The sequence below is a fragment of the Ideonella dechloratans genome (assembly GCF_021049305.1).
Lineage (GTDB): Bacteria > Pseudomonadota > Gammaproteobacteria > Burkholderiales > Burkholderiaceae_C > Ideonella > Ideonella dechloratans.
Genome location: NZ_CP088082.1, coordinates 102,732 through 126,071 on the forward strand (window position 1 = coordinate 102,732; position 23,340 = coordinate 126,071).

22 protein-coding genes are annotated in these 23,340 nt (G+C 67.6%); 11 read left to right on the forward strand and 11 right to left on the reverse strand.

Annotated elements, in window-relative coordinates; genetic code table 11:
• Window positions 1-120 precede the first annotated feature (120 nt).
• The 4 genes from LRM40_RS18375 to LRM40_RS18390 all read right to left on the reverse strand — a co-directional run bounded on the left by LRM40_RS18375 (window position 121) and on the right by LRM40_RS18390 (window position 4,899).
• Window positions 121-873, reverse strand: coding sequence for a DDE-type integrase/transposase/recombinase (locus LRM40_RS18375; RefSeq protein ID WP_170288878.1), 753 nt, complete (start codon window positions 871-873; stop codon window positions 121-123).
• A gap of 182 nt (window positions 874-1,055) precedes the next feature.
• Entirely contained in the window at window positions 1,056-1,496 is a 441-nt protein-coding gene (locus LRM40_RS18380; protein ID WP_151124332.1) for a hypothetical protein, read from the reverse strand.
• A 205-nt stretch (window positions 1,497-1,701) separates the two neighbouring features.
• Entirely contained in the window at window positions 1,702-2,547 is an 846-nt protein-coding gene (locus LRM40_RS18385; protein WP_310740000.1) for a HoxN/HupN/NixA family nickel/cobalt transporter, read from the reverse strand.
• 27 nt (window positions 2,548-2,574) lie between these two features.
• Window positions 2,575-4,899 (reverse strand): TonB-dependent receptor, encoded by a 2,325-nt coding sequence (locus LRM40_RS18390; protein WP_151124334.1) that lies wholly within the window; start codon window positions 4,897-4,899, stop codon window positions 2,575-2,577.
• Window positions 4,900-5,150: 251 nt separating this feature from the next.
• Between LRM40_RS18390 and LRM40_RS18395 the strand changes: the two genes are divergently transcribed.
• From LRM40_RS18395 to argE, 11 genes are all read left to right on the forward strand, one after another.
• Window positions 5,151-6,077 carry a sensor histidine kinase gene (locus LRM40_RS18395; protein WP_151124335.1) on the forward strand — a complete coding sequence of 309 codons (927 nt, stop codon included), beginning with the start codon at window positions 5,151-5,153 and terminating at the stop codon, window positions 6,075-6,077.
• Window positions 6,074-6,715 (forward strand): response regulator, encoded by a 642-nt coding sequence (locus LRM40_RS18400; protein ID WP_151124336.1) that lies wholly within the window; start codon window positions 6,074-6,076, stop codon window positions 6,713-6,715. Before LRM40_RS18395 ends, LRM40_RS18400 begins: the two co-directional genes overlap by 4 nt.
• A 176-nt stretch (window positions 6,716-6,891) precedes the next feature.
• The gene (locus LRM40_RS18405) at window positions 6,892-8,097 is read left to right on the forward strand and encodes a cytochrome-c peroxidase (protein ID WP_231067899.1); all 1,206 of its coding nucleotides are present in this window, start codon (window positions 6,892-6,894) and stop codon (window positions 8,095-8,097) included.
• A gap of 53 nt (window positions 8,098-8,150) precedes the next feature.
• Complete coding sequence (locus LRM40_RS18410) at window positions 8,151-9,473, forward strand: porin (RefSeq protein WP_151124338.1); 1,323 nt, start codon at window positions 8,151-8,153, stop codon at window positions 9,471-9,473.
• On the forward strand, window positions 9,473-10,018 hold the full coding sequence (locus LRM40_RS18415; protein ID WP_151124339.1) for an FMN-binding protein: 546 nt from the start codon (window positions 9,473-9,475) through the stop codon (window positions 10,016-10,018). The genes LRM40_RS18410 and LRM40_RS18415 overlap by 1 nt, the downstream gene beginning before the upstream one ends.
• Window positions 10,006-10,815: an FAD:protein FMN transferase gene (locus LRM40_RS18420; RefSeq protein WP_151124340.1), complete on the forward strand. Its 810-nt coding sequence runs from the start codon at window positions 10,006-10,008 to the stop codon at window positions 10,813-10,815. Before LRM40_RS18415 ends, LRM40_RS18420 begins: the two co-directional genes overlap by 13 nt.
• Window positions 10,812-11,279 (forward strand): hypothetical protein, encoded by a 468-nt coding sequence (locus tag LRM40_RS18425; RefSeq protein ID WP_151124341.1) that lies wholly within the window; start codon window positions 10,812-10,814, stop codon window positions 11,277-11,279. The genes LRM40_RS18420 and LRM40_RS18425 overlap by 4 nt, the downstream gene beginning before the upstream one ends.
• 148 nt (window positions 11,280-11,427) lie before the next feature.
• The gene (locus tag LRM40_RS18430; protein WP_231067900.1) at window positions 11,428-12,774 is read left to right on the forward strand and encodes a flavin-containing monooxygenase; all 1,347 of its coding nucleotides are present in this window, start codon (window positions 11,428-11,430) and stop codon (window positions 12,772-12,774) included.
• On the forward strand, window positions 12,771-13,214 hold the full coding sequence (locus LRM40_RS18435) for a RidA family protein (protein WP_151124343.1): 444 nt from the start codon (window positions 12,771-12,773) through the stop codon (window positions 13,212-13,214). The genes LRM40_RS18430 and LRM40_RS18435 overlap by 4 nt, the downstream gene beginning before the upstream one ends.
• A gap of 28 nt (window positions 13,215-13,242) precedes the next feature.
• On the forward strand, window positions 13,243-13,917 hold the full coding sequence (locus LRM40_RS18440; protein WP_151124344.1) for a DUF1028 domain-containing protein: 675 nt from the start codon (window positions 13,243-13,245) through the stop codon (window positions 13,915-13,917).
• Window positions 13,910-15,094, forward strand: coding sequence for an acetylornithine deacetylase (argE, locus tag LRM40_RS18445; protein ID WP_151124345.1), 1,185 nt, complete (start codon window positions 13,910-13,912; stop codon window positions 15,092-15,094). Before LRM40_RS18440 ends, argE begins: the two co-directional genes overlap by 8 nt.
• A gap of 66 nt (window positions 15,095-15,160) precedes the next feature.
• Here the strand turns inward: argE and LRM40_RS18450 are convergent, their stop codons facing one another.
• The 7 genes from LRM40_RS18450 to LRM40_RS18480 are packed head-to-tail and all read right to left on the reverse strand — an operon-like array spanning window position 15,161 to window position 23,298.
• A complete protein-coding gene (locus LRM40_RS18450) occupies window positions 15,161-16,075 on the reverse strand; it encodes a restriction endonuclease (protein ID WP_151124346.1) in 915 nt (304 codons plus the stop codon).
• A gap of 45 nt (window positions 16,076-16,120) precedes the next feature.
• A complete protein-coding gene (locus tag LRM40_RS18455; protein ID WP_151124347.1) occupies window positions 16,121-16,792 on the reverse strand; it encodes a DUF4276 family protein in 672 nt (223 codons plus the stop codon).
• Window positions 16,792-17,895 carry an AAA family ATPase gene (locus tag LRM40_RS18460; RefSeq protein WP_151124348.1) on the reverse strand — a complete coding sequence of 368 codons (1,104 nt, stop codon included), beginning with the start codon at window positions 17,893-17,895 and terminating at the stop codon, window positions 16,792-16,794. The genes LRM40_RS18455 and LRM40_RS18460 overlap by 1 nt, the downstream gene beginning before the upstream one ends.
• A 33-nt stretch (window positions 17,896-17,928) precedes the next feature.
• Window positions 17,929-19,815 carry a site-specific DNA-methyltransferase gene (locus LRM40_RS18465; RefSeq protein ID WP_170288879.1) on the reverse strand — a complete coding sequence of 629 codons (1,887 nt, stop codon included), beginning with the start codon at window positions 19,813-19,815 and terminating at the stop codon, window positions 17,929-17,931.
• Window positions 19,816-19,850: 35 nt separating this feature from the next.
• Window positions 19,851-22,562 (reverse strand): DEAD/DEAH box helicase family protein, encoded by a 2,712-nt coding sequence (locus tag LRM40_RS18470; RefSeq protein WP_151124349.1) that lies wholly within the window; start codon window positions 22,560-22,562, stop codon window positions 19,851-19,853.
• Window positions 22,563-22,568: 6 nt separating this feature from the next.
• Window positions 22,569-22,970: a type II toxin-antitoxin system RelE/ParE family toxin gene (locus LRM40_RS18475; protein ID WP_151124350.1), complete on the reverse strand. Its 402-nt coding sequence runs from the start codon at window positions 22,968-22,970 to the stop codon at window positions 22,569-22,571.
• The gene (locus LRM40_RS18480; protein ID WP_151124351.1) at window positions 22,963-23,298 is read right to left on the reverse strand and encodes a type II toxin-antitoxin system Phd/YefM family antitoxin; all 336 of its coding nucleotides are present in this window, start codon (window positions 23,296-23,298) and stop codon (window positions 22,963-22,965) included. Before LRM40_RS18480 ends, LRM40_RS18475 begins: the two co-directional genes overlap by 8 nt.
• Window positions 23,299-23,340 lie beyond the last annotated feature (42 nt).

Genomic DNA, 23,340 nt, shown 5'->3' on the forward strand with positions numbered 1-23,340 from the left:
GTAGCGCTTGATGGGTCAGCCCTTGCCGCCAGCGTCAGGCATGAATTCAAGAGCCATCAATCACGGACTGAAGCGCAGGGTTAGACGACGGCTGTGCAGCGGATGCGGTCGACCGATCCCTCAGAGGTAGCGACCGCTGTCGACCCAGGAGCGGAATGTGGCGAGTGTCGGCTTGCCGACCGCCTGAATGTGTACGCGGAACCCGCGACGACACAAACTATTTGGCCACCGCGAAATCCGGGGCGGTTCAGCCCTGTCGGTGAACTCCCGACCGTTGTCCGTCAACAGCGTTTTGATCTTGAAAGGCGCGGCCTTGTTCAGTGCGTTGAGGAACGAGCGTGCGGCTGCCGCAGTCTTCTTGCTCTTGAAGGCGATGAACACCCATCGCGTGGCCCGGTCGATGGCCACGAAGACATAGCGGCGCTCCGTCTCATCCTCCATCTGCGGAAGGTACTTCACGTCCATGTGGACGTAGCCCGGCTCATAGGCTCTGAAGGACCTGACTTGGGTCTTCTCGACCTCGGGTGCAGGCAGACGATTGACGCCACGCCGACCCAGAAGCCGGTCCAGCGCCGATCGGCTCACGCCGGGTTCGATGAACTCCCGAACCACCGCCAGCAGGTCGTCCAGCGACAAGCGCAGATGCGTGCGCAGGTAGACGACGATCTCTTCTTGGCCAGCGTTGAGCGTGGTCTGCGGTCGATGCGGGGTGTGGCTGCCGTCTTCGACCGTCGTGCGCTTGCGCCACTTGCGGATGGTGAACTTGCCCCCGCCGAAGCGCTGTGCCAACTCGGCCTCGGTGCCCTGGGCCTGCTGGATCACCAAGCGCGTGGCCGGCGTGGTCATCGCGTTCTTGTGCAAGCGGATCAGCATCGCGGCCTCCGCTGGTTCAAATCTGCCAGCAGGCCCTTCAGAACCTCCCGGCCCACAAGGATCGCATACCGCCCGCCGAGGAGCCATTCATCCGGGACACGACAGCTACAGGCGTCAGTCATCTGGAAGGCGGCGATTGACCGCACCCAGTCTGATGCTGAATTCCGCCGGGACTCGCCCGCTCACACCTTGGCGAGGAAGGCCGCCGCATCACCCGCGTCACACTTCCAGTCTGCGAAGACCCCGACCAGATTGCACTCCACGCAGTGGCAAGCGATGTAGTACCAGCGCACGTCATGTGTACCCTTGTGGACGGAGACGCCAGACATCAGCTCGAACACTTCGTTTTCGCACACGCACTCGTGCGCCTCGGGAACGGCGTTTTCAAGGTGGTCCGCGCTGTTGCCCATGAGGTGATCCTGCCCACAGTCGGTGCAGGTGCGGATTGCCACGCCGGCTTCTTCATCGGTCTGCAGCGCGAAGGTACGGCACCCGCAATCGCATTTGGATGCGGCAAACCGGACGGCCTCATCGCGATTCGCGATGCTGTAGCTGCGAAGCTCGGCTTGGGTGTCGCCGGACGTCGTTCCGTACCAGAACTCGCCCTTCTTCGTCAGTGCCATTGATGCTGCTCCATTCTTCAAGGGGGGCATGCCGGCTGGCCAGATGCCCGGCGCGCACGGTTCATTTGGATTTTGCCTGGAGGCCTGACCCGTTCCCCAGGCCGTGCCCATGTGAAGCAGCAAGGGGGCACGGAGGCATCGAGGCTCCAGTGGCCCGCCAGGCAGGGCCGACCTGCAGGCTCGGCAACAACTCTGGCGCCCTGCGTCAAGCGGGCAGGCGCCGCGCTCCCAGCCACCGGGCCAGGCCGTAGCCCAACAGCAGGGTGAGCACCACGGCCGCGCCCAGCGCCAGCTCCTGCCCATCGGTCCAGGCGTCGATGGCCGGCGACAGCAGCTTGGCCAGGCCCAACAGGCCGATCAGCAGGCTCACGCAGCCCACCGCCGCGCCCATGATGCGCGAGGCCAGCGCCGCCACCTTGTCGGCCCGTGCGATCAGGCGCGAGATCCACCAGCCGTTCAGACCATCGGTGATCAGCATGCCCAAGATGAACAGCGCGCCCAGCGTCAGCGCCCGGCCCAGGCCGCCGAACTGGGTGGCGGTGGCGGCGAACAGGGCGGACTGGCTGACCGTGTCGAAAGAGATGGCGAACAGCACGCCCACGCCGGCCACGCTGGCGGGGTGGCGCGCCTGGGTCCAGCGGCCCAGCCAGCGCGTCTTCCAGCCCACCGGGGCCACCACCTCGCCTGGGGCGGCGTGCAGCACGGCCCGCAGGTTCACCAGCCCCAGGCCGATCAGGAAGGCGATGGACACCCAGGCGCCGAACAGGTCCAGCCAGACCGGCGGGCGCCAGTGCGTGCTGGCCACGCCGACGAAGGCGGCGATCAGCATCACCACCACGCCATGGCCCAGCGAGAACAGGGCACCGCAGTAGCGCGCCCAGCCCAGCTGCCGGCGCTGGTTCAGCCGGGTCAGGCCATCGATGGTGGCCAGGTGGTCGGCATCAAAGCCGTGGCGCATGCCCAGCAGCAGCACGATGGCGCACAGGGCGCCCCAGTCGGTGGGAAGGTCGCTCACGTCGGCGGTCTGGGTGAAGAGGTCCGAAATCTTCACACAAGAAGCGTGCCGCGCTGGCGGGGGTCAGGTCGGGGGACCGTCGAAGCGCCAGCGCAGGCCCAGCCACACCGCACGCGGGGCGCCCGGGGCGGCGAACTGCGCGTTGTGCCACTGGTCCGGCGGCAGCAGCTGGCCGTGGCTGTCAAAGGGGTTCTGGGCCAGCGAGCCGCCGGTGGCGTAGCGGCGGTCGAACACATTGGCCACCTTGGCGAAGACCTCGACCCCGTGGCCGAGCGCGACATTGGTGGTCAGATCCAGCAGCGCATAGCCGCCCACATGGCCGGAGCCGAAGAAGTCCACACCGTCGGGTTGTTGCTGGCCGTTTTCATTGCCCTGCACCCGCTGGCTGGAGTAGGCCGAGAACTGCGCGCCCACCGTCCAGCCCGGGCGCAGGTGGACGTTGGCGGTCAGCTTTAGGCTGTGGCGGGGCAGGCCGGCCATGCGGTCGCCCGGGCGCACCGCGATCTCGCCCTCGCCGGGGCAGGCATCGCTGCTGCCGGCGCTGCTGTTGGCGTCCGACAGCAGACAGGCACCGTGGCGGAAGGTGGCGTCCAGCAGGCTGTAGGCCAGGCGCCAGTCGAAGGCGTCAGCATCCTGCGACAGCGAGAGCTCCAGGCCCTGGCGGCGGGTGGTGCCCACATTGGTGAAGTAGCCCGCGGCGTGGCCGTTGCTGATGAACAGCAGGTCGTCGTGGTTGTCGGTGCGGTAGGCCGAGGCGCTCCACTGCAGGTCCTGGTCGAGCCAACCGCGCAAACCCGCTTCCAGCGTGCGGGCCACCACCTGTTTGAGTGGCGGGTCGCTCTGCAGCGCATTGGGCAGCACGCAGGGGTTGGCCGGGTCGGAGCAGCCCAGCTCGATGGGGCTGGGTGCGCGGTTGCCTTGGCTGAAGCCGCCGAAGGCCGTCAGCGCGGGGCTGATCTGCCAGGTCAGGCCGGCGGCCGGGTTGAACTTTGCATAGGTGCCCTGGCCATCCAGGTTCGTGTCCAGGCCCAGATCGGCACGGCCCACGTCGGTGGTGCGCACCCGCGTGTGGTTGTAGCGGCCCGACAGGGTCAGGTGAAGTGCGGGGCTGAGCGTGATCAGGTCTGAGGCATAGACGCTGGCGGTGCGCTGGCTGCCGCGGATCTGGGCATCGACCTTTGCGTCCTCCGTGGGCACCACGCCCCGCGTGGCATCCAGCAGGCCTTCGGCGCTGGTCTGCGCGAAGGTGTTGTGGGCCTGGTCCCAGGCTGCGCCCAGGCTCAGCTGGTGGGCGCCGCGGGTCTGGCTCAGCTGCAGGGTCAGGCCCTGGCTGCGGTCGGTGGTGCGGGTGCGGTTCTCCACGCCGGTGTTCAGGTTGTCCACCCCGTCGTAGTCGTCGTTCAGGTCGCCATTGAGGGTGTGGGCGTTCAGGCGCCGCAGATAGGCCGTGCCCGAGAGCGTGAGGCCACCGCCCAGCAAGCGCGAGGCGTTGAGCGTGAGCAGGGTGGCCTGGTGGCGGGTCTCGTCCGGGCGGGTGAAGATCTGGCGCCGGTCCACCGCCAGCATCGATTCCGGCGTCAGCCCGTTGCCCACCAGGCTGCTGTCGCCGTGCGCCAGGCTCAGGTCCCAGCGCTGGTCGGCCTGGCGCTCGCCACCCTTGAGGAAGATCTGGCGCACCCGCGAGGGCGAGAAGTCGCGCCAGCCGTCCTCGTCGAAGCCGCTGAAGGCGCCGAAGAGGTGGCCGTGTTCGCCCAGCTTGCGGCCGTAGCTCAGGTCCACGCTGCGGCGGCCGAAGGAGCCGCCTTGCACCTCGACCTCGCCGCCTGGGTCGGTGTCGCCGCTCTTGCTGCGCAGCACCAGGGCACCGCCCAGGGTGTTCAGGCCGAACAGCGGGTTGGAGCCCGGCAGCAGGGTCATGTCGCTCAGGGCCTGCTGGGGGATCAGGTCCCAGTTCACCACGTCGCCGAAAGGCTCGTTCATCCGCACCCCGTCCAGGTAGACGGACAGACCCTGCGGCAGGCCCAGCAGCGGGCTGGCGCTGAAGCCGCGGTAGTTCAGCGTCATCTGGTAGGGGTTGCCCTGGGTCTGGTTGATGGTGACGCTGGGCAGCTGGGCGCCCATGAAGTCCGGCAGGTTCAGGCTCTGCAGGGCGCGCATCTGCGCGGCATCGGCCGCCTGCAGGTTGGCGGGCACCTGGTCCAGGGGCACGATCTTGTCGCCCAGCGGGGTGGTGCCCACCACGGTGACGGTCTGCACCGCCGCCACCTGCTGGGGCTGAGCCTGGGCATGCAGGGTGGGGTGGCAAGCCAGCAGGGCGGCGCAGGCCAGGGGGGGCAGGCGAGGCGACGAGAGGGTGCCGGGCCGGCGGCGCAGGCAGGGGGCGCGCATGGCTGTCTCCGAATCGAGTTCTGTGGGTTGGGCGGCACGCTAACAAGCCGCTGTGCCCCGAGACAGGGAAAACTTCCCGCACGCCCACCGGCTCAGGGTATCCCTGCCGGATGGGCGGGCGCTGTCTCGTTCTGGAGCAGTTGTTGCCCTCAGAGTTGTGTCAAAGCGGGGCGTTGGAACGGGCCGGTGATGGCATGTGGATTGCACTGTCACGGGAGCATTTCCCGTCCATCTCCCACTGAGATTCCGCCATGCGCCACCCCGCTTCTCCCTCAGACCCCTTGGGTGCCACCGGCCGCTCACCACTGGCCCGCAACGACCTGCGCTGGGTGGGTGTGGCCACGCTGCTGAGCTGGTGCCTGGCCTCGGCCTTCGACCTGCAGGAGCGCATTGCGGGCCTGAGCCAGAGCCTGCGCCTGGAGCTGTGGCAGGTGGACGAGCTGCCGCTGGTGCTGACCGTGCTGGGCGGGGGCGTGGCCTGGTATGCCTGGCGCCGCTGGCAGGAAACCATGGCCTTGCTGGCCCGCAACCGCGAGCTGGCCTTGCAACTGATTGAGGTGCAGGAGCGCGAGCGCCTGGTGCTGGCCCGCGAACTGCACGACGAACTGGCCCAGCACTGCACCGCCATCCGGGTGGAGGCCGCCTACCTTCAGCATGCCGACAACGCCACCGCGCTGAAGGCCTCGGCCAGCAGCATCTCGGCGTCGTCCCGCCAGCTGCTGGACAGCCTGCGCGGCATCCTGCGCCGCCTGCGGCCGGTGGAATTGGACGAGCTGGGCCTGGAGGGCGCGGTGCGCTCGCTGGCCTTGCGCTGCGCAGCCCGCACCGGTCTGCAGTGCGCGGTGGACATCAGCGGCCGGCTCGACGGCCTGGGCGCCTCCATCGACATGGCGGTGTACCGGGTGGCGCAGGAGGCCCTTTCCAATGTGGAACGCCATGCCCAGGCCCGACAGGCCCGCCTGCAGCTGCGGCGGCAGGGCGACGCACTGGAGCTGCGCATCGAGGACGATGGCTGTGGCTTTGCCGCCGGCCGGCCCCAGCGTGGCCTGGGTTTGCTGGGGGCCTCGGAGCGGGCGGCCCAGCTGGGTGGCGAACTATCCACTGGCGCGTCGCCCCTGGGTGGTGCCGCCCTGTGCCTGCGGGTGCCGGTATGGCCGGTGGCGGAGGGCGCGCGATGATCCGCATCCTGCTGGTCGATGACCACCCGGTGGTGCGCGCAGGCTACCAGCGCCTGCTGGAACAGTCGGGCCAGGCCACGGTGGTGGCCCAGGCCGCCAACGTGGACGAGGCGTGGGCCGCCTGGCGCGCCCACGCGCCCGACCTCACCATCACCGACCTGTCCCTGCCCGGCAGCGGCGGCCTGGAGCTGCTGCGCCGCCTGCGCGAGGCCCAGCCCGACGCACGGGTCATCGTCTTCAGCATGCACGACAGCGAAACGCTGGTGGGCCGCGCGATGGACCTGGGCGCCTGCGGCTACGTCACCAAGAGCAGCCCGCCCGAGGACCTGCTGGCGGCCGTGCAGCAGGCCCTGCGTGGCCAGCGCTACCTCAGCCCCGGCCTGGCCCCCGCGGTGGCGGTGGGGCCGGGCCCGGCCTCGCTGCTGGAATCGCTCACCCAGCGCGAGTTCGAGATCTTCCAGCTCATCGCCCGGGGCGAATCCCCGCAGCGCTGTGCCCAGGCCCTGCACCTCAGCCCCAAGACCGTGGCCAACCACCAGAGCGTCATCAAGGACAAGCTGGGCGTGAGCACCCTGGCCGGCTGGGCCCACCTGGCCCTGCGCTGCGGCCTGCTGGGCGGCGAGGGCGCGCAGCCCTAGCGCCACCCCGGGCCTTGACGCGCCCAGGCCCTGCCCCTGGCGCACCGGCACCGTTGTCCGGGCGCATCGCACGCCCCCTAGCTTGTTGCTCGGACATTGCCTTCACTCGCGATCGGTAAATAGAATGCGAACCATTCTTATTAATACCCACACCACCAGTGAACATCACCGCGCTTGTGACGTCCGGCCTGGCCCTGTGCCTGGCCCTGGCGGGTTGCGGAGGGGGCTCGGCCAGCACCGCCACCTCCGGCAGCTCCAGCACCACGCTGTCCGCCCAGGCCGAACTGGGCCGGAAGATCTTTGCCGACACCTCGCTGTCGGCTTCGGGCCAGCAGGCCTGCGCCAGCTGCCACGACCCTGAGAACGGCCACGCGCCGTCCAATGCGCTGGCGGCCCAGATGGGCGGCGCCGACATGACGCTGCAGGGCGGGCGCAACTCGCCCTCCATCCGCTACCTGCAGACCAACACGGTCTTCTACTTCGCGGCCGATGGCACGCCCACCGGCGGCTTCTTCTGGGATGGCCGCGCCGCCTCGCTGAAGGACCAGGCCAAGGGCCCCTTCCTGAACCCGGTGGAGATGGCCAACACCAGCGTGGCCGATGTGGTGGCCAAGCTGGCCGCCACCGCCTACGCGTCGGAGTTCAAGACCGTCTTCGGCGCGGACATCCTCAGCCGCCCGGCCGACGCCTTCGACCGCATGGCCCAGGCCCTGCAGCAGTACCAGCTGGAGGACAGCGAGTTCCACGCCTACACCAGCAAGTACGACGCCTTCCTGCGCGGACAGACCACGCTGACCGAGCAAGAGACCCGCGGCCTGGCCCTGTTCAACAGCGCCACCAAGGGCAACTGCGCGGGCTGCCACCCGTCCTCGCAGTCGCCCAACGGCGCCATGCCGCTGTTCACCGACTTCACCTACGACGTGCTGGGCGTGCCCCGCAACACCGAGCTGAGCCAGAACGCCGACGCCAGCTACTTCGACCTGGGCCTGTGCGCCCGCTCGACCGGCGACCTGACGGCCCGCACCGACCTGTGCGGCGCCTTCAAGGTGCCCAGCCTGCGCAACGTGGCGCTGCGCAAGGCCTTCTTCCACAACGGCTACTTCAAGACGCTCAAGGACGCGATCACCTTCTACGTCCAGCGCGACACCAACCCCGAGAAGTTCTACCCCGTGGGCAGCGACGGCACGGTGCAGAAGTTCAACGACCTGCCCGCGGCCTACCACGCCAACGTCAACACCACCGAGGTGCCCTACAACCGCAAGCTTGGCGACGCCCCGGCCCTGAGCGACAGCGAGATCGAGGACGTCATCGCCTTCCTCAACACGCTGACGGACGGCTGGAGCAGCACGTCCTCCACGGCCAGCGCTTCCGCTTCCCGCTGAGCGGCCTGTTTCCCCTTCCAAGACAGCAGACACCCAACCCAAGGACACCCACCATGCACCCGCTCACCCGCTCTGCCCTGGCCCTGGCGGCCGCCCTGGCCGTGGCCGGCCCCGCCGCCGCCCAGGCCGCCACCCCGCAGGAAGAGGCCCTGGCCCGCAAGGTTGACCAGCTGGCCGCCGAACTGGCCACGCTGAAGGCCCAGCTCGCCGAACTGGCCCAGGCCCGTGCCGGCACCGCCGCGGCGCCTGCCGCACCGGCCACTGCGGCAGCCCCGGCCGCGGCACCCGCGGTGGCGGCCACCTCCGAAGCCGCACCGGGCGAGCCCGCCACCGTGCTGGGCGGCTATGCCGAGCTGACCTACAACCGGCCCCAGCACGCGGGCCAGGACAGCACCGCCGACGTCGCGCGCTTCGTGCTGGCCTACCAGCACCGCTTCGACGAGAAGACCAAGGTGGTGACCGAGCTGGAGGTGGAACACGCCGTCAGCTCGGCCGACGACCCGGGCGAGGTGGAGGTGGAGCAGGCCTTCGTCGAGCACCAGTTCCTGCCCAACTGGGCCGCCCGCGGCGGCCTGTTCCTGATGCCCGTGGGCCTGCTCAACGAGAACCACGAGCCCAACGCCTACTACGGCGTCATGCGCAACTTCGTCGAGACCGCCATCATCCCCACCACCTGGCGTGAAGGTGGCCTGCAACTGGCCGGCACGCTGGACGACGGCTGGACCGTGCAGGCCGGCGTCACCACCGGCTTCGACCTGAGCAAGTGGGACGCCACCGCCGAATCCGAAGGGCAGGAATCTCCGCTGGGCTCCATCCACCAGGAGCTGGCGCTGGCCAAGGCGCGCGACCTGTCCGTCTTCGGCGCCGTCAACTGGCGCGGCATCCCCGGCCTGCAGCTGGGCGGCTCGGTCTTCACCGGCAACGCCAGCCAGGGCCAGACCACGCAGAACGTCAGCGGCCGCGTCACCCTGTGGGACCTGCACGCCCGCTGGACGCCCGGCGCCTGGGACCTGTCGGCCCTGTACAGCCGCGGCACCATCAGCAACACCGCGCGCCTGAACAGCACCCTGCTGGGCAGCGCCGTGCTCATCCCCGAGCGCTTTGACGGCTGGTACACCCAGGCCGCCTACCACCTGTGGCAATCGGGCAGCTACGCGCTGGCGCCCTTCGCGCGCTACGAGCAGTACAACACCGGCCGCAGCTACGCCGACCTGGGCGCGGGCGTGACGCCGACCGGTCTCAAGACCGAAAAGGTCTGGACCGTGGGTGCCAACTTCCAGCTCACGCCGGGCGTGGTCGTCAAGGCCGACCTGCAGCGCTTCGACGAGAACAGCAACGCCAACCGGCTGGACCTGGGCCTGGGCTGGAGCTTCTGATGCGCTTCTGGGTCACAGCCGCCGCCATGGCCAGCGCATCTCCCGCCGCCTTCGCGGTGGATTACCTCAGCGCGGACCAGGCCGCGCAGCTCATCTTCCCCGAGGCCGACCACTGGGACAGCAGCACGCTGGCGCTGGACGCGGCCCAGCTGCAGGCCCTGGACGCCGCCGGTGCCAAGGGCCGCTCCGCCCGCTGGGAGCTGCGCACGGCCCGCAAGGCCGGCGCGCTGCTGGGCTGGGTGCTGCTGGACAACGTGGTCGGCAAGTACGAGCTCATCAGCTACGCCGTGGGCCTGGACCGCGAAGGCGCCATCCGCGGGGTGGAGATCCTGTCCTACCGCGAAAGCCATGGCAGCGAGATCCGCCTGCCGGCCTGGCGCAAGCAGTTCGTCGGCAAGAACGCCAGCGCCCCGTTGCGCGTGGGCAGCGACATCGCCAACATCAGCGGCGCCACCCTCAGCTGCAGCCACGTGACCGATGGCATCCGCCGCATCGTGCAGGCGGTGGACGTGGCCCGGCGCGCGCAACCCGCATGGGCGCGCTGAACGCCTCAGCGGCCGGCGGCTGGGCCCGCCGCGCCCGGCCGCTGCTGGGCACGCTGGTGGAGGTGGGCCTGCCCCTGGCTGCGCCCGCAGGGGGCGCCACGCACGAGGCCGCTTTCGCGGCGGTCTGGGCCTTGCTGCAGGACCTCCAGGCCCAGCTCTCCCTCTTCGACCCCGGCAGCGATCTGTCGCGCCTGCACGCCGCGCCGCCGGGCACCCGCCTGAGCGTGCGCCCCCACACCGCGCGCGTGCTGACGGCCGCCTGCCACTGGGCCACCCTGAGCGACGGCGCCTTCGACCTGGCCCAGGGCAGCGGCCCCTGGCACTGGGACGGCACCTGGCTGTGGCGCGAGCACGCCCGCACCCGCCTGGACGCCGGCGGCCTGGCCAAGGGCGACGCCATCGACCAGGCCGTGGCCCGGTTGCAGGCCCAGGGCTGGCCCGCCGGCTGGGTGAACGCGGGCGGAGACCTGCGCGTCTTCGGCCCGCTGCGCTTGCCGCTGGTGCTGCGGGACGAGGCCCAGGGCGGCACCCGCGCCTGGGGCTGGCTGGAAGACGGTGCCGCCGCCACCAGCCACTTCGGCCCCGGCGCACGCAGCCGACTGCACAGCCCCGCTGGCGCTGCGCCCATTCACACCCACCTGAGTGTGCTGGCCCCCACCGCCCTGGCGGCCGATGCGCTGACCAAGGTGCTGGCCCAGCAGCCTGAATTGCCGGCCGCCTGGCTGGCTGGCCTGGGCGCGCACGCCGTCTTCCATGACGCCACCGCCGCACAACCCCTGGCGGAGGCCGCGCCATGAGCCCCGGCCACCGCCATGCCGGCATGGGCCGGGGCCTCAAGCGCATGGTCTGGCTGAGCACTGCGCTGCTGTGGGCCAGCGGCCTGGGCTGGTGCGCGCTGCACTACACCGTGGGCGCGGGCGGGGCTGAAGGCTTGCCGCACCCGGCCGAGCCCTGGCTGATGAAGCTGCACGGCCTGGCCCTGTTTCTCAACCTGATGGCCCTGGGCGCGGTGGTGGCCCAGCACCTGCCGCCGGGCTGGCGCATGGGCCAGCGCCCGGCCTGGCGCGGCCAGCGGCGCACCGGCCTGTGGCTGGGCAGCCTGTTCATCGCCCTGGTGGCCAGCGGCTACCTGCTTTACTACTTCGGTGGGGAGGACTGGCGGCCCACGCTGGACGGCGTGCACATTGCCGCCGGCGTGCTGCTGGCCGTGCCGCTGCTGTGGCACACCGGCCGCCGCCGCGCGGCCCGCGCCCAGGCCTGAGCGAGAAGCTTTTTCCTCGCGCCCGGCTCCGAAAATCATATTTTCCCTGCGGGGCGCTTCTCAACAGAATGACTCTCACAGCAACCCCGGCGGCCAGCGCGGGGCATGGGTGAGAGTGACGGCAGACCGCCAGGGCCTGCCGAGGGCCATGCCATGTCCAACGGCGCGCGAGCCGCCCCAAAGGAACGACATGTCCCTCGATTTGACGGAAACAGACACGCTGGTGGTCGGCGCCGGCCAGGCTGGCGTGGCCATGAGCGAGCACCTGGGCAAGCTCGGCATTCCCCACCTGGTGTTGGAACGCCACCGCATTGCCGAGCGCTGGCGTTCCGAGCGCTGGGATTCCCTGGTGGCCAACGGCCCGGCCTGGCACGACCGCTTCCCCGGCATGGAATTCCCCGGCTACGGGCCGGACGACTTCGTCACCAAGGAAGACGTGGCCGACTACTTCGTGGCCTACGCCAAGATGATCAACGCCCCCATCCGCACCGGGGTGGAAGTCAAGCGCGTGGTGCGTCAGCAGGGGCAACCGGGCTTTCTGGTGGAAACCTCCGAAGGCAGCATCCGCGCCCAGCGCGTGGTGGCGGCCACCGGCCCCTTCCAGCGTCCGCTGATCCCCGTCATCGCCCCGCAGGACGCGGGCCTGACCCAGATCCACTCGGCCCAGTACCACAACCCCGAGCAACTGCCCGAAGGCGCGGTGCTGGTGGTGGGCAGCGGCTCCTCCGGCGTGCAGATTGCCGACGAGCTGCAGCGCGCCGGCCGCCAGGTGTACCTTTCGGTGGGCGCGCACGACCGGCCGCCGCGTTCCTACCGCGGGCGGGATTTCGTCTGGTGGCTGGGCGTGCTGGGCGCCTGGGACGCCGCGGCCACCGAGCCGGGCAAGGAACACGTCACCATCGCGGTCAGCGGCGCGCGCGGCGGCCACACGGTGGACTTCCGGGCGCTGGGCCACCAGGGCATCACCCTGGTGGGCGTGACCCAGGGCTTTGAGAACGGCGTGGCCCGCTTTGCGCCCGACCTGGCCGACAACATCGCCCGCGGCGACGACAACCTGCGCCAGATGCTGGACGCGGCCGACGCCTACATCGCCCGCCACGGCCTGGACCTGCCCGAAGAGCCCGAGGCCCGCCGCCGCCTGGCCGACCCGGCCTGCGTGACGCACCCGCTGCTGAGCCTGGACCTGGCCCAGGCCGGCGTGCGCACCATCCTCTGGGCCACCGGCTTCACCGTGGACTACGGCTGGCTGCAGGTGGATGCGCTGGATGCGAACGGCAAGCCCCGCCACCAGCGCGGCGTGTCCAGCGAGCCCGGCGTGTACTTCCTGGGCCTGCCCTGGCTGTCGCGCCGCGGCTCCACCTTCATCTGGGGCGTGTGGCACGACGCCAAGTACATCGCCGACCACATCGCCATCCAGCGCAAGTACAGCGCCTACCGCGCCGCTTCTGAACAGGGGTCGGCCGTGAAAGCAACCGCCAAGGAGATCACCGCATGAGCCAGCCGACCCACACCCACACCCGCATCCGGATGTTCAACACCAAGGACACCTACCCCAACCAGTCGCTGGACAACGACCTGTGCCAGGCCGTGCGCGCCGGCAACACCGTCTATGTGCGCGGCCAGGTTGGCACCGACTTTGAGGGTAACCTGGTGGGCCTGGGTGACCCGCGGGCCCAGGCCGAGCAGGCCATGAAGAACCTGCAGCAGCTGCTGAAGGAAGCCGGCAGCGACCTGAGCCACATCGTCAAGACCACCACCTACCTGACCGATCCGCGCTTCCGGGAGCCGGTCTACCGCGAGGTGGGCAAGTGGTTGAAGGGCGTGTTCCCCATCTCCACCGGCCTGGTGGTGGCGGCCCTGGGCCAGCCCGAATGGCTGATGGAGATCGACGTCATCGCCGTCATCCCGGACGGCTGGGTGCCGCCCCAAGCCTGATCCATCGCCAAGACCAGAGGACATCGCCATGACCTTCTCCATCGTCGGGCGCTGTGCCCGCACCGGCCAGCTGGGCGTGGCCATCAGCTCTTCCAGCATCGCCGTGGGCGCGCGCTGCCCCTGGCTGGAGGCCGGGGTGGGGGCCGTCTCCACCCAGAACATCACCCTGCCGGCCCTGGGCCCGCAGGTGCTGGGCCGCCTGGCCGAGCAGACGCCGGCCGAAGCCGCCCTGGCCCAGGTAATGGCCGCCGAGCCCTGGCGCGAGCACCGGCAGGTGACCGTGGTGGATGCGCAGGGCCGCACCGCCCACTTCAGCGGCCGCGAGGCCCTGGGCCTGCACCACGCCGTGGCCGGCGCGCAATGCGTGGCCGCCGGCAACCTGCTGGCCAGCCCCGCCGTCATCGAGGCCATGGTGCCCGCGTTTGAAAGCACTCCCGGCCCGCTGGCCGACCGCCTGCTGGCCGCCATGCAGGCCGCCCTGGCCGCCGGGGGCGAGGCCGGCCCCGTGCATTCCGCCGCGCTGAAGGTGGTGGGCGAGGTGCCCTGGCCCATCATCGACCTGCGGGTGGACTGGGCCGAGGCCGACCCCATCGGCCAGCTGGCCGGCCTGTGGCAGGCCTATCGCCCGCAGATGCAGGACTACCTCACCCGCGCCCTGGACCCCACCGCCGCCCCCAGCTACGGGGTGCCGGGCGATGAATGAGCCCCGCAGCATTGACCTGCTGGCGCAGCTGCTGAGCCAGCCCACCGTCAGCCGCAACCCCAACCTGGGGCTCATCCACTTCATCCGGGACTATCTGGCCGACTGGGGCGTGGCCAGCGAGCTGTTCCTCAACGCCGAAGGCAGCAAGGCCAGCCTGTACGCCACCCTGGGCCCCACCGACCGCGGCGGCGTGGCCCTGTCCGGCCACACCGACGTGGTGCCGGTGGACGGCCAGGCCTGGACGGTGGACCCCTTTGCCCTGACCGTGCAGGACGACCGCCTCTACGGCCGCGGCGCCGCCGACATGAAGGGCTTCATCGCCTGCGTGCTGGCGGCGGTGCCGCGCTTTCTGGCGCGGCCGCTGCACTGGCCGGTGCACCTGGCGTTCTCGTATGACGAAGAGGTGGGCTGCCTGGGCGTGCGCCCCATGCTGGCCGAGCTGGCCCAGCGCCCGCACAAGCCCCGCCTGTGCCTGATTGGCGAGCCCACCGAGATGAAGCCCGTGCTGGGCCACAAGGGCAAGCTGGCCATGCGCTGCCGCGTGCGCGGCGCGGCCTGCCACTCGGCCTATGCACCGCAGGGCGTGAACGCCATTGAATACGCCGCGCGGCTCATCCACCGCCTGGGCGACATCGGCCAGCAACTGGCCCGCCCCGAACACCACGACCCTCGCTTCGACCCGCCGCACTCCACCGTGCAGACCGGGCTGATCCAGGGCGGCCGGGCGCTGAACATCGTGCCGGCCGACTGCAGCTTCGACTTTGAAGTGCGGGCCCTGCCGGGCTTTGACGCCCAGCAGGTGGTGGACGAATTGCTGCAGCACGCGCTGCTGGACCTGCTGCCCCGCATGCAGGCCGTGCACCCCCAGGCCGACATCCAGTTCGAACCCCTGAGCGCCTACCCCGGCCTGGCCACCCCGGCCGACGGCGAAGCCGCCTACCTGCTCTCACGCATCAGCGGCAGCTCGGCCTTTGGCACCGTGGCCTACGGCACCGAAGGCGGCCTGTTCCACCAGGCCGGCATCCCCACCGTGGTCTGCGGCCCCGGCAGCATGGACCAGGGCCACAAGCCCGACGAGTATGTGACCGTGGCGCAGCTGCAGGCGTGTGATGCGATGTTGGGGAGGTTGGGGGAGGTGTTGGAGGGGGAGGGTGGGCTGGCGCCGGCTCGGGCATAGATCGCATTGAGCCATCGCTTGCAGAACGCTCTGCCAACGTGATGCGTTGAGCTGGTGAGCCGCTCGTCAGCCTCCTGGGGCCAAGAAGCGAATGGACCGCAGCGGCAACCGACGCCGTGCCCTGTCAGTCAGCTTGTCGTAGTGCTCGTCCCACAGGTCGAACAGCTTCTCCAGGCTGATCAAGGTGATGCGCCGCTTCTCCTGCGTGCGCGCCTCGGCTTCGGCGTCCTTGGTGAAGCCACCGGTGCAGACGAACAGGCCCACGTCGTCATCTCCCAGCACGGCCATGAAAGACCGCAGGCCCTCGACACTCACGGCCTGCTGCTGGCGCTTTACTTGCACCTTGATGCGCGGCGGGCGCGTGCCCAGCGCATCGGGCCAGGCCAGAATGTCCACGCCACCATCCTTGCCAGGCGGCGACACCCAGGTGACGTGGTACGACATGGCGCGCAACAAGTCGGCCACGAGGTCCTGAAAGTCGTAGGGGTTCATCGCACGCAGGTACTGCGATACCTCCGCCCAGGCCTGCTCTTCGGCCTCTTCGAAGGTGACACTCGCCGCCTTGGCGTTGTTGTCCACGTCGTCCACTGCGCTCGCAGCGGCGGCCACCTCCGCTGCACTGCCTTCGGCGTCAGGCTGTGCGGCCTTCCATTCGGCGTACAGCTTGCAGGCACGCTTGTAGAAGGCCTCGGGGTCGGGTAGCTCGGCATGGGCTGCCTGGCCCGCCTCGGTGATGGTCCAAATGCCCTTGTCCTTCACCAACCAGCCGGCCTTGACGCAATCGACCGTGGCGAAGCGGACGATCTTCTCGAAGCGGCGGGAGCCGGATTCGTAGTTATCCGCCTCGTAGGGCGTCAAAGTGAAGCGGCTGGCCAGCACTTGCAGGGCGTCGCTGGCGCGCATGCCGTCGGGTGCCGCCATCAGGATGCGGAACAGCTCGCGTAGGAATTCGCCGGTGCGGCGACGGGTGATTTCGGCCATGTCAACACCCTCTCAGCGGTTGCAGGTTACCGATTCCAGAACTCGTCAAAGGATTCGGAGTTGAGCCAGCCACTTCGCGAAGTGCGGGCATTCAGACTCGATTCTTGCCAGCCCAATGCGTTCAGCGGCAATTGGGCCATGACGCAACTTGCGGTATGAAGGGTTGCGAAGAAGGGTCTCAAGCCGGGCAGAGGGTTTGGTCTCGTGGCCATTGTTGATTTCTTCCGGTGTAGGAGCAGCCATCCGGGCCTGTACCAAAGCCGGCGCTGCGGCAGCCCAACCTGCCTCCAAGCCGGCGAGAACAGAGACATCGCTGAACAAGAGCGCCTCGAATTCATGAGGCTGGACATGCGGTATGAACCGCGCCGGGTTGCACCCACAGTGCGCAACCACGTCTGCATGAAGTTGACTCTCCAGCGCCCGCAGTCTCTCGGCCAGGGTGGGCAGCGGCAAGGCCGCACCATAGCCCGGAAAATCAGGGGCCAGCTTGTAGAGATCGATCAAGGTCGTCACGGCCGCAACGCGGCCATTGGCCAATGCGTTGCGCAGTGCCGGGCGCAGGCGGTCATAGCGCATCGCGCCGCCCTTGTGCCCTGGTGAGGTCTCGACGGTAATGCCCTGCAGCAGAATGCCTGTCTCCACAAAGGCCGGAACCATCACGCGGGAAATGAACGCTTCTTCGGTCTGCCCTTCGCAGACGATGACGACCCGGCGCATCACAGGCTGGGCCTTCCGCCGAGCACATTTCGCTTCCACAACTCGCCCAGGCTTTGGTAGTCGTCCAGCCAACCTTGAAGCTCGGCCGCGTTGAGTCGCTCCAGCGTGGTAGCGCCATTGGAACGCTGGGCGACAACAATATGCTCAGGCTCCAAGGCGTTCAGCAGCTCGACGGACTGGGTCGAGACGATCAGCTGTTTGGTCTGAGCCAGCTCCTTCATCATGTCCGCCAGCAGGTTGATGGCGAATGGGTGAAGGCCCAACTCCGGTTCGTCGATCAGCAGCGTGTCGGGCAGCAGGTATGACGGTTGAAGCAATAGCGTCGTCAAGCAGATGAACCGAAGCGTGCCGTCTGAGAGCGTGTGCGCGCGGTAGGGCGTTTCAGGATCGCTTTGTTCGAACCATTCCAGTTCCACGGTCTCCGGCATCGGATCACGCTCTACAAAGCCGCCAAAAAAAGGCGCTGCCAGCTTGATCGTGTCGACGATGCGCTCATAGGCCGACTTATGCGACGGAAGTCCACGCAGGCGGTAAAGGTAGGCAGCGAGGTTGTCCGCCTGGGCCTTCAGTCGAAGGTTGTCGTTGCTCGGATGCGGGCGCTTGACCGCTGCGCTGTCGCTGGTGTCATGGAAGTGGAACTGCTGCCAGCTTTTCATCCACCGCGAAACGTACTGGCTGACCTGGCGTGTGTCGGTCAGCAGTCTGGCTTCCTCGTGTGCTGTCCCGAGCTGGTACCTTGTGAGCCCGAAGTCACCGTCAATCCACGGCACCTCTCGGACAAACTGAACGCGGTTGTCGGCAGTGGGCGCCAGTGTGATTTCATAGCCATTGACGACCGTGCCATTGGGCCTGAACTTCAGAGCGATGCTGAGCTGAGGCGTACGTTTGCGACCGCCGTGCAGCAACACGTCAGGGCCACCCTGAGACTTGACATAGGTTTGCAGGTTGCCCTGCGATACCGCCGTCAACAGTTTGAAGAGTGACAGGAAGTTGCTCTTGCCGGCGCCGTTCGCGCCAATCAGCACGTTCAGGTTGCCCAGAGCGAACTGATCGACCTTGGCGAAGGACTTGTAGCCCTCAATGCTGATGGTGTCGATCTTCATGTGATGCCTCTTGGGTGCATTGTCGTTCGTGCCTCAAACGGTCAGATTCACGACAAGCTCCTCACCCAGCATGTCGATGATCTTGACGGCCACCGTCGACCCAGCCGGCGGTGCCGGCAGCTCGTAGCGCCCATTCACCAGGTCTTGCTTGCGCTCCGGCACGTCGGCCAGTGCAACATTGAAGACTTGGCCGTCGTACTGCGTGTCGATCAAGATGCAATCGACGACCGCGCGCCAGTCGGTGATCTGGGCGCGGAACACGCCTTGCTCCAGGTTCAGGCGCTGCATGATGGTGGGCGACACCACGTCTTGCACCTCGACAACCAGTTGGGCGTTCGCCCCCTTGCCGGTGCGCTTGGCGCTGACCTGAGCGGTCAGCGGCTCATGCTTGATGATGCCGCCGAGCTTGCGGTCGGTGCGCAGTTCCACCACGTGCAGCTTGTTCACCGGGCGGTTCCGGTTGTAGGTCTCTACCCAGGCCCGGGCGTCGTGCTGCCAGCCCAGGCACACCACCATCACGTCGCGTTCTTCGGTCGGGCGCGCCTTCAGCTCGTTGCGCACGGCCTCCAGGTCCAGCGGCGTCAGCGGATGGTTGAAGGGCACGATCTTGACCAGGCGGCCGCCTTGCGTTCCTTCAAAGAACGAATCGGTGCGCGTGCGGGTGACGCCCAGGTGCTGGCAGGCCAGCTCGACGGCTTCGTTATGCTGGATCTGCAGGTCGTAGTCGTTGACGCGGTAGGTGGCGAAGGAGAGTTGGCTTGGCTTTGGCGAAGGATCAGCCGTCCCGATCAGGTCTCCCTGCGGAGAGGGCGCAGCATCTACGGCCTGGGATTGCATCAACTCCTGAATGCGCTTGGCCGTCGTTTGAATCGCACCTTTGTTGATGTCACAGCCGATCCAGCGGCGGCCCAATTGCTGAGCTACCACAGCAGTTGTGCCAGAGCCGACAAAGCAGTCCAACACCAAATCACCCGGTGCAGACGCGCAGCCAACAACCCAGCGAAGTAGCGCCTCCGGCTTCTGCGTCGGATAGTCCGTGCGCTCCAGTGCCATCGGATTTATCACAGGCACTTCCCAAACGTCGCCCAGGTCCTTTGTTGAGCTTTCTTGATAGAGGTAGTTGCCCGACTCGTCGCGGAGCCACTCGTTCTTGTTCAGCTCCTTGTTCCATTGGCGCACAGGTTGCAGCCGCTTCTCTTTGACCGGTACTCGAACGGGATTGAACTGAACCTTGCTCGACTTGCCATACCAGTAGATGGAATTGTGAAAGACATCGAAGGTTTGTGAGTTGGCCCCGTACTTGTTCGAGTAGTACCAAACCACTTCGTTCTTGAAGTGCTCTGCTCCAAACACCTCATCCAAGATGCAACGAATTCGATGCCCCTGCCGTTCGTCACAGTGCAGAAAGACGCTGCCGTCCTCGGCCAGCAACTCCTTCAGGATCAGCAAGCGCTCGTACATGAACTGCAGATAGTTGTCGTTGGCCCAGATGTCGCTGTACTGCACCTGCTCGCCCAGCGTGTAGTCCTCGCCGTCGATCTTGACCGTGCCCTTGACGCCGCGTAGTTGCACCTTGCGCACGTAGTCCGCGCCGCTGTCGAACGGCGGGTCGATGTAGATCAGCTTGACCTTGCCCCGAAAGCCGTTGGCCAGCAGGTGGGCCAGCACATCCTTGTTGTCGCCGTGGTAGAGCAGGCCGCCCTTGGGCAAGTCCTTGGGCCAATCGCTCCAGCCTGCTTCCTGCAAGGGCAACGCCTGGCCCGCCGTGGCGTCAAAGCGCTCGATGGCCTGAGCGGGGTAGGCCCGCACGCGGGCGAGCGGCTTCTTGCCCACCCAGGTGAGCATGGGTCGGCCCTTCGCCTTGCTCACCTTGACGTCTTTAGGGGTCACGTCCTTGGGCTTCTTGATGTTGTCGGTCATGGTCTGTCTGTGTTCTGGTCGTTGTCGCTGGCTGGTCAGGCGCCGCGGATGAAATCGCGGACCTGGGCATAGCCTTCTGACTTGAGGTCGGTGTCGGCAAACATCACGTGGTAGGCGAGCTTGTCGGGGTTCAAGCCCTCCCATTGCTTCAGCGCCACGGCCTTCTTGCCTTCCAAGGTCTGCGCGGCTTCACCTCGGCCCAGCCGAGCCAGGTCGCCCTTGATGTCGGGGCTGTAGCTGTCGCGCTTGATCTCCACCACCAGATGCTTGCCATCGGCGCGGCGCAGCACGAAGTCAGGGGTGTATCGGTGCCATCGGCCGTCGTCGCCCAGGTATTCGGCATAGAGGTCGGTCTTCGCCGGGTCGGTGATGCCGCCCGTGAACCAAACCCCTTCGATCTGATGCGTCTCGGTCTGCAACTGGGTCAGTGCCCACCGCAAAAACTCGGCCTCGGGGCCGGAGTCGAAGTTGTAGCCCTCGTAGTGGAAGCTGCTGGCCAGTGCGTGCGCGGCGTCCGGCGTGTCGCGTGCCGTCAGGTACAGCGGTTCGCGCTCCTTGGCAAAGCTGATGCGGGCCGTGTAGACCGGCTGCCCACCTCGCTCGGACTTCTCGAACCCATCGGCCTTGACCAGGGCGATGGCCACGTCGATTTCTTCGAAGTGCTCTTCGTAGTCCGAGCGCTGGTCTTCGATCTGCTGGCCCAAGGAGGCGAGATGGTAGTCGGGGATGTCGGCGCCCACGCCATAGGCGCCGCGCAGGGCGGCCAGCACGTCTGCCGTGGCCAGGTGGTAGTTGGCAGCCAGCTCGGTGGCAGCGGCATAGCTGTCCAGCTCGGGCGGCGGCGCCGGCAACACGTCGTCGCCGCCATCTACCTTCTGCAGGGTGGTAGTGCCCGATGCGGTTTGCACTGGCGTCAAGGTGGCCACCGTCACGCCGGCCGGTGCAGCCACGGTTGGCACCGTCAGGTGCAGCGGTTTCGCACCATCCGTGTCGGCCTTGCGTCGGTATCGCAGCACGCGCTTCTTGATGAGCAGGGGCGGCAGGTGGGGGCGGTGCAGCACGATTTCGCGCTCCACGCGTTCGGCCTGCTGGGCGTCCAAGTCCTTGAGCGAGGTGCCGTAGGTCTCGGCCAGCTGGGACTCCAGCGTCTTGCGGTTGCTGTCCGTCAGGTACACCCGGGCCGGGTGCTTGTTGCCAGGCACCTGGCGCAGGCACCGGGTGGCCGCTTGAAGCACGAAGTTGTTGCTGTTGGCCAGCTTACGGACCAGCGCTGTTGCAAACAAGCTGGGGCAGTTCCAGCCCTCGGTGCCCATGTTCACCAGCAGCAGCACCCTTTCAGGCGCTTCGGGGTTGCGGGCCACGGCCTCGAACTGGCGTCGCGTGGCTTCGTTGCTCTTGCCATCCACTGCCAGGATGGTGTCGGTGCCGATGCCGCGTTGGGCGAGGGCCGACTCGACAGCGCTGCGCAGTTCATCGCGGGTTTCGATGTTGGGGAAGTACAGGGCCAAGCGCGCAGGCGCACCGTTGGGCAGGCTCACGGCCCAGTAGTCGCGTACGAAATCTTCGATCACGCTCGACACCAGCGTGTCGGCCTCTCCGTCTCCCAGGTCGAACACCTTGATGTTCTTGGCCAGTTCCTTCAGCACGCCATCCCGGATGCCTTCGCCCAGGCCGTACCAAACCACCACGTCTCGCAAGGGCTGACGCTCGAAGTAGGGCGTGCCGGTCGCGTTGATCACGACGATCAGGTTGGTTTCCTCTGCCAGGTAGTCGATGGTTCGGCGGACCTTCTTGATGCCGTCATCCTTGAAGACCAGTTCGCCGGTCTCCTTGTCCTTCTCCCACTTGCCCAGCAGCTTCTGCCCGTAGGTGTGGTGGGCTTCGTCAGAGAACACGGCCAGGTGCGGCAGCGATGCCACGGCTTGCAAGCGCAGGTTGGCCAGCTCGGTCTGTTCCTCTGCCTTCGTGCCGGCGAACAGCGGAACCTGCTGGCCGTTGCTACGCACGTTGGGCTTCTGGATGCGGATCTTCTCGGTGTTCGTGACGATGACGTTGAAGTTGCTTCCCCACACGATGGGGATTTGCTTGTCGCCGTCGCGCGTGAAGGTCAGCTTCAGGCTGGCAGCGAATGGTTTGTGCATGCGCGGCGGCAGCAGCTTGTCATAGGGCACATCGGACAGTTCGCGCAGCGCGCTGAGGATGGTCTTGCCTGGCGCAAAGATCAGCGCGTTCTGCACGAAGGGGCCATCAGGGTATTCCATGGCCATGGCGAATTCGGTGGCCACGATGGAGCCCATCAAGATCGTCTTGCCTGCGCCCATGGCCAGGGCCAGGATGTAGCTGGCGTAGTCTAGGGTCAGGGATTCGCGCAGGCTCTCTAACGCGTACTGGCGCACGAACGCGTTGTCGGACTTGACCCGTTCCAGGCAGCTTTCAAGCCCCTCGTCCGCGATGAAGCTGACGATGTCGGGGTGGGTGAGGCCCATGGCCTCGCGGCGGTCCTTCGGCTTCGGAAACAGCTTGGCGTAGAGGTCTGGAATTTTGGGCGTGTCCAGCACCAGCCGGAGGTACCAGTAGGTTTCCAACGCACGGAACTGGGCACGCCGAAGGTAGCGTAGCTGGCCGGTCTCGCCGTCCTCGGTGGCGAACTCCAGAATCTCGCGGATCGCCGGGAACGCATCGCACGGGTAGTTGGCAGCGCGCCATGCGTCTACGCGCTGTGTCAGGACTTGATAGAGGTAGGACATGAAGGCTCAGCGCTGATCTGGCTTGGTAGCGCTCGGCCACAGCCGAGCGAAGTCAAACGAAAGTTGGCGGTGGTGCCGGATGGACAGCAGGTAGACCGTGGTCTTCGCATCTACAGCGGTGTAGAGCATCAGGTAGTCGCCATGCAGATACTCCCGCAAAGCGCCCGCTGCGCCGGCCGGTAGCGCGGCCAGTTGGGCCAGCGCCTCCGCCGATTGCGGTGGATTGTCCAAGTACCGCCGGCCGATGCGGGTGAACCGGGCCAGGTTGGGGATGACCGTGGCACGCAACTCGGCCAGCAACTGGTCGAAGGCGAAGGTCGCATCGGCTTCGGTCAAGAACGCTTCAATGGCGTCCAGCCGCTCCAGGAAGCGCGCGGTCAGTTCGACCTGGTACAGATCCTCAGCCACGCTTCTTGGCGGTCTTGCCCGTGGCGGCTGACTTTGAAACTTCAGCGCGGCGCTGCTGAAGCTGGGCGATGGCGGCATCGGCCCCCACGGTGCGGCCGGCCTCGATATCGGCCAGGCCGCGCTTGGCATCCTCGATCAGCAGCAGGTGGATGCGCTCGCGCTCCAGCTGGTGGTAATAGTCCAGGCGGGCTGCGTCGATCAGCGCGACGTAGCTTTCGCCGTTCTTGGTGATGATCTTCTCGGCGCCGGCCTTGGCCTGGTCGGCCAGATCGGACAGGTTGGCGCGCGCCTGGGTGAAGGGCACCACATCACTGGCTGAAAAGCCCATGGCCGGCTCCTTGGCTGGGTGGGTGACAGAATTCTGTGCAGT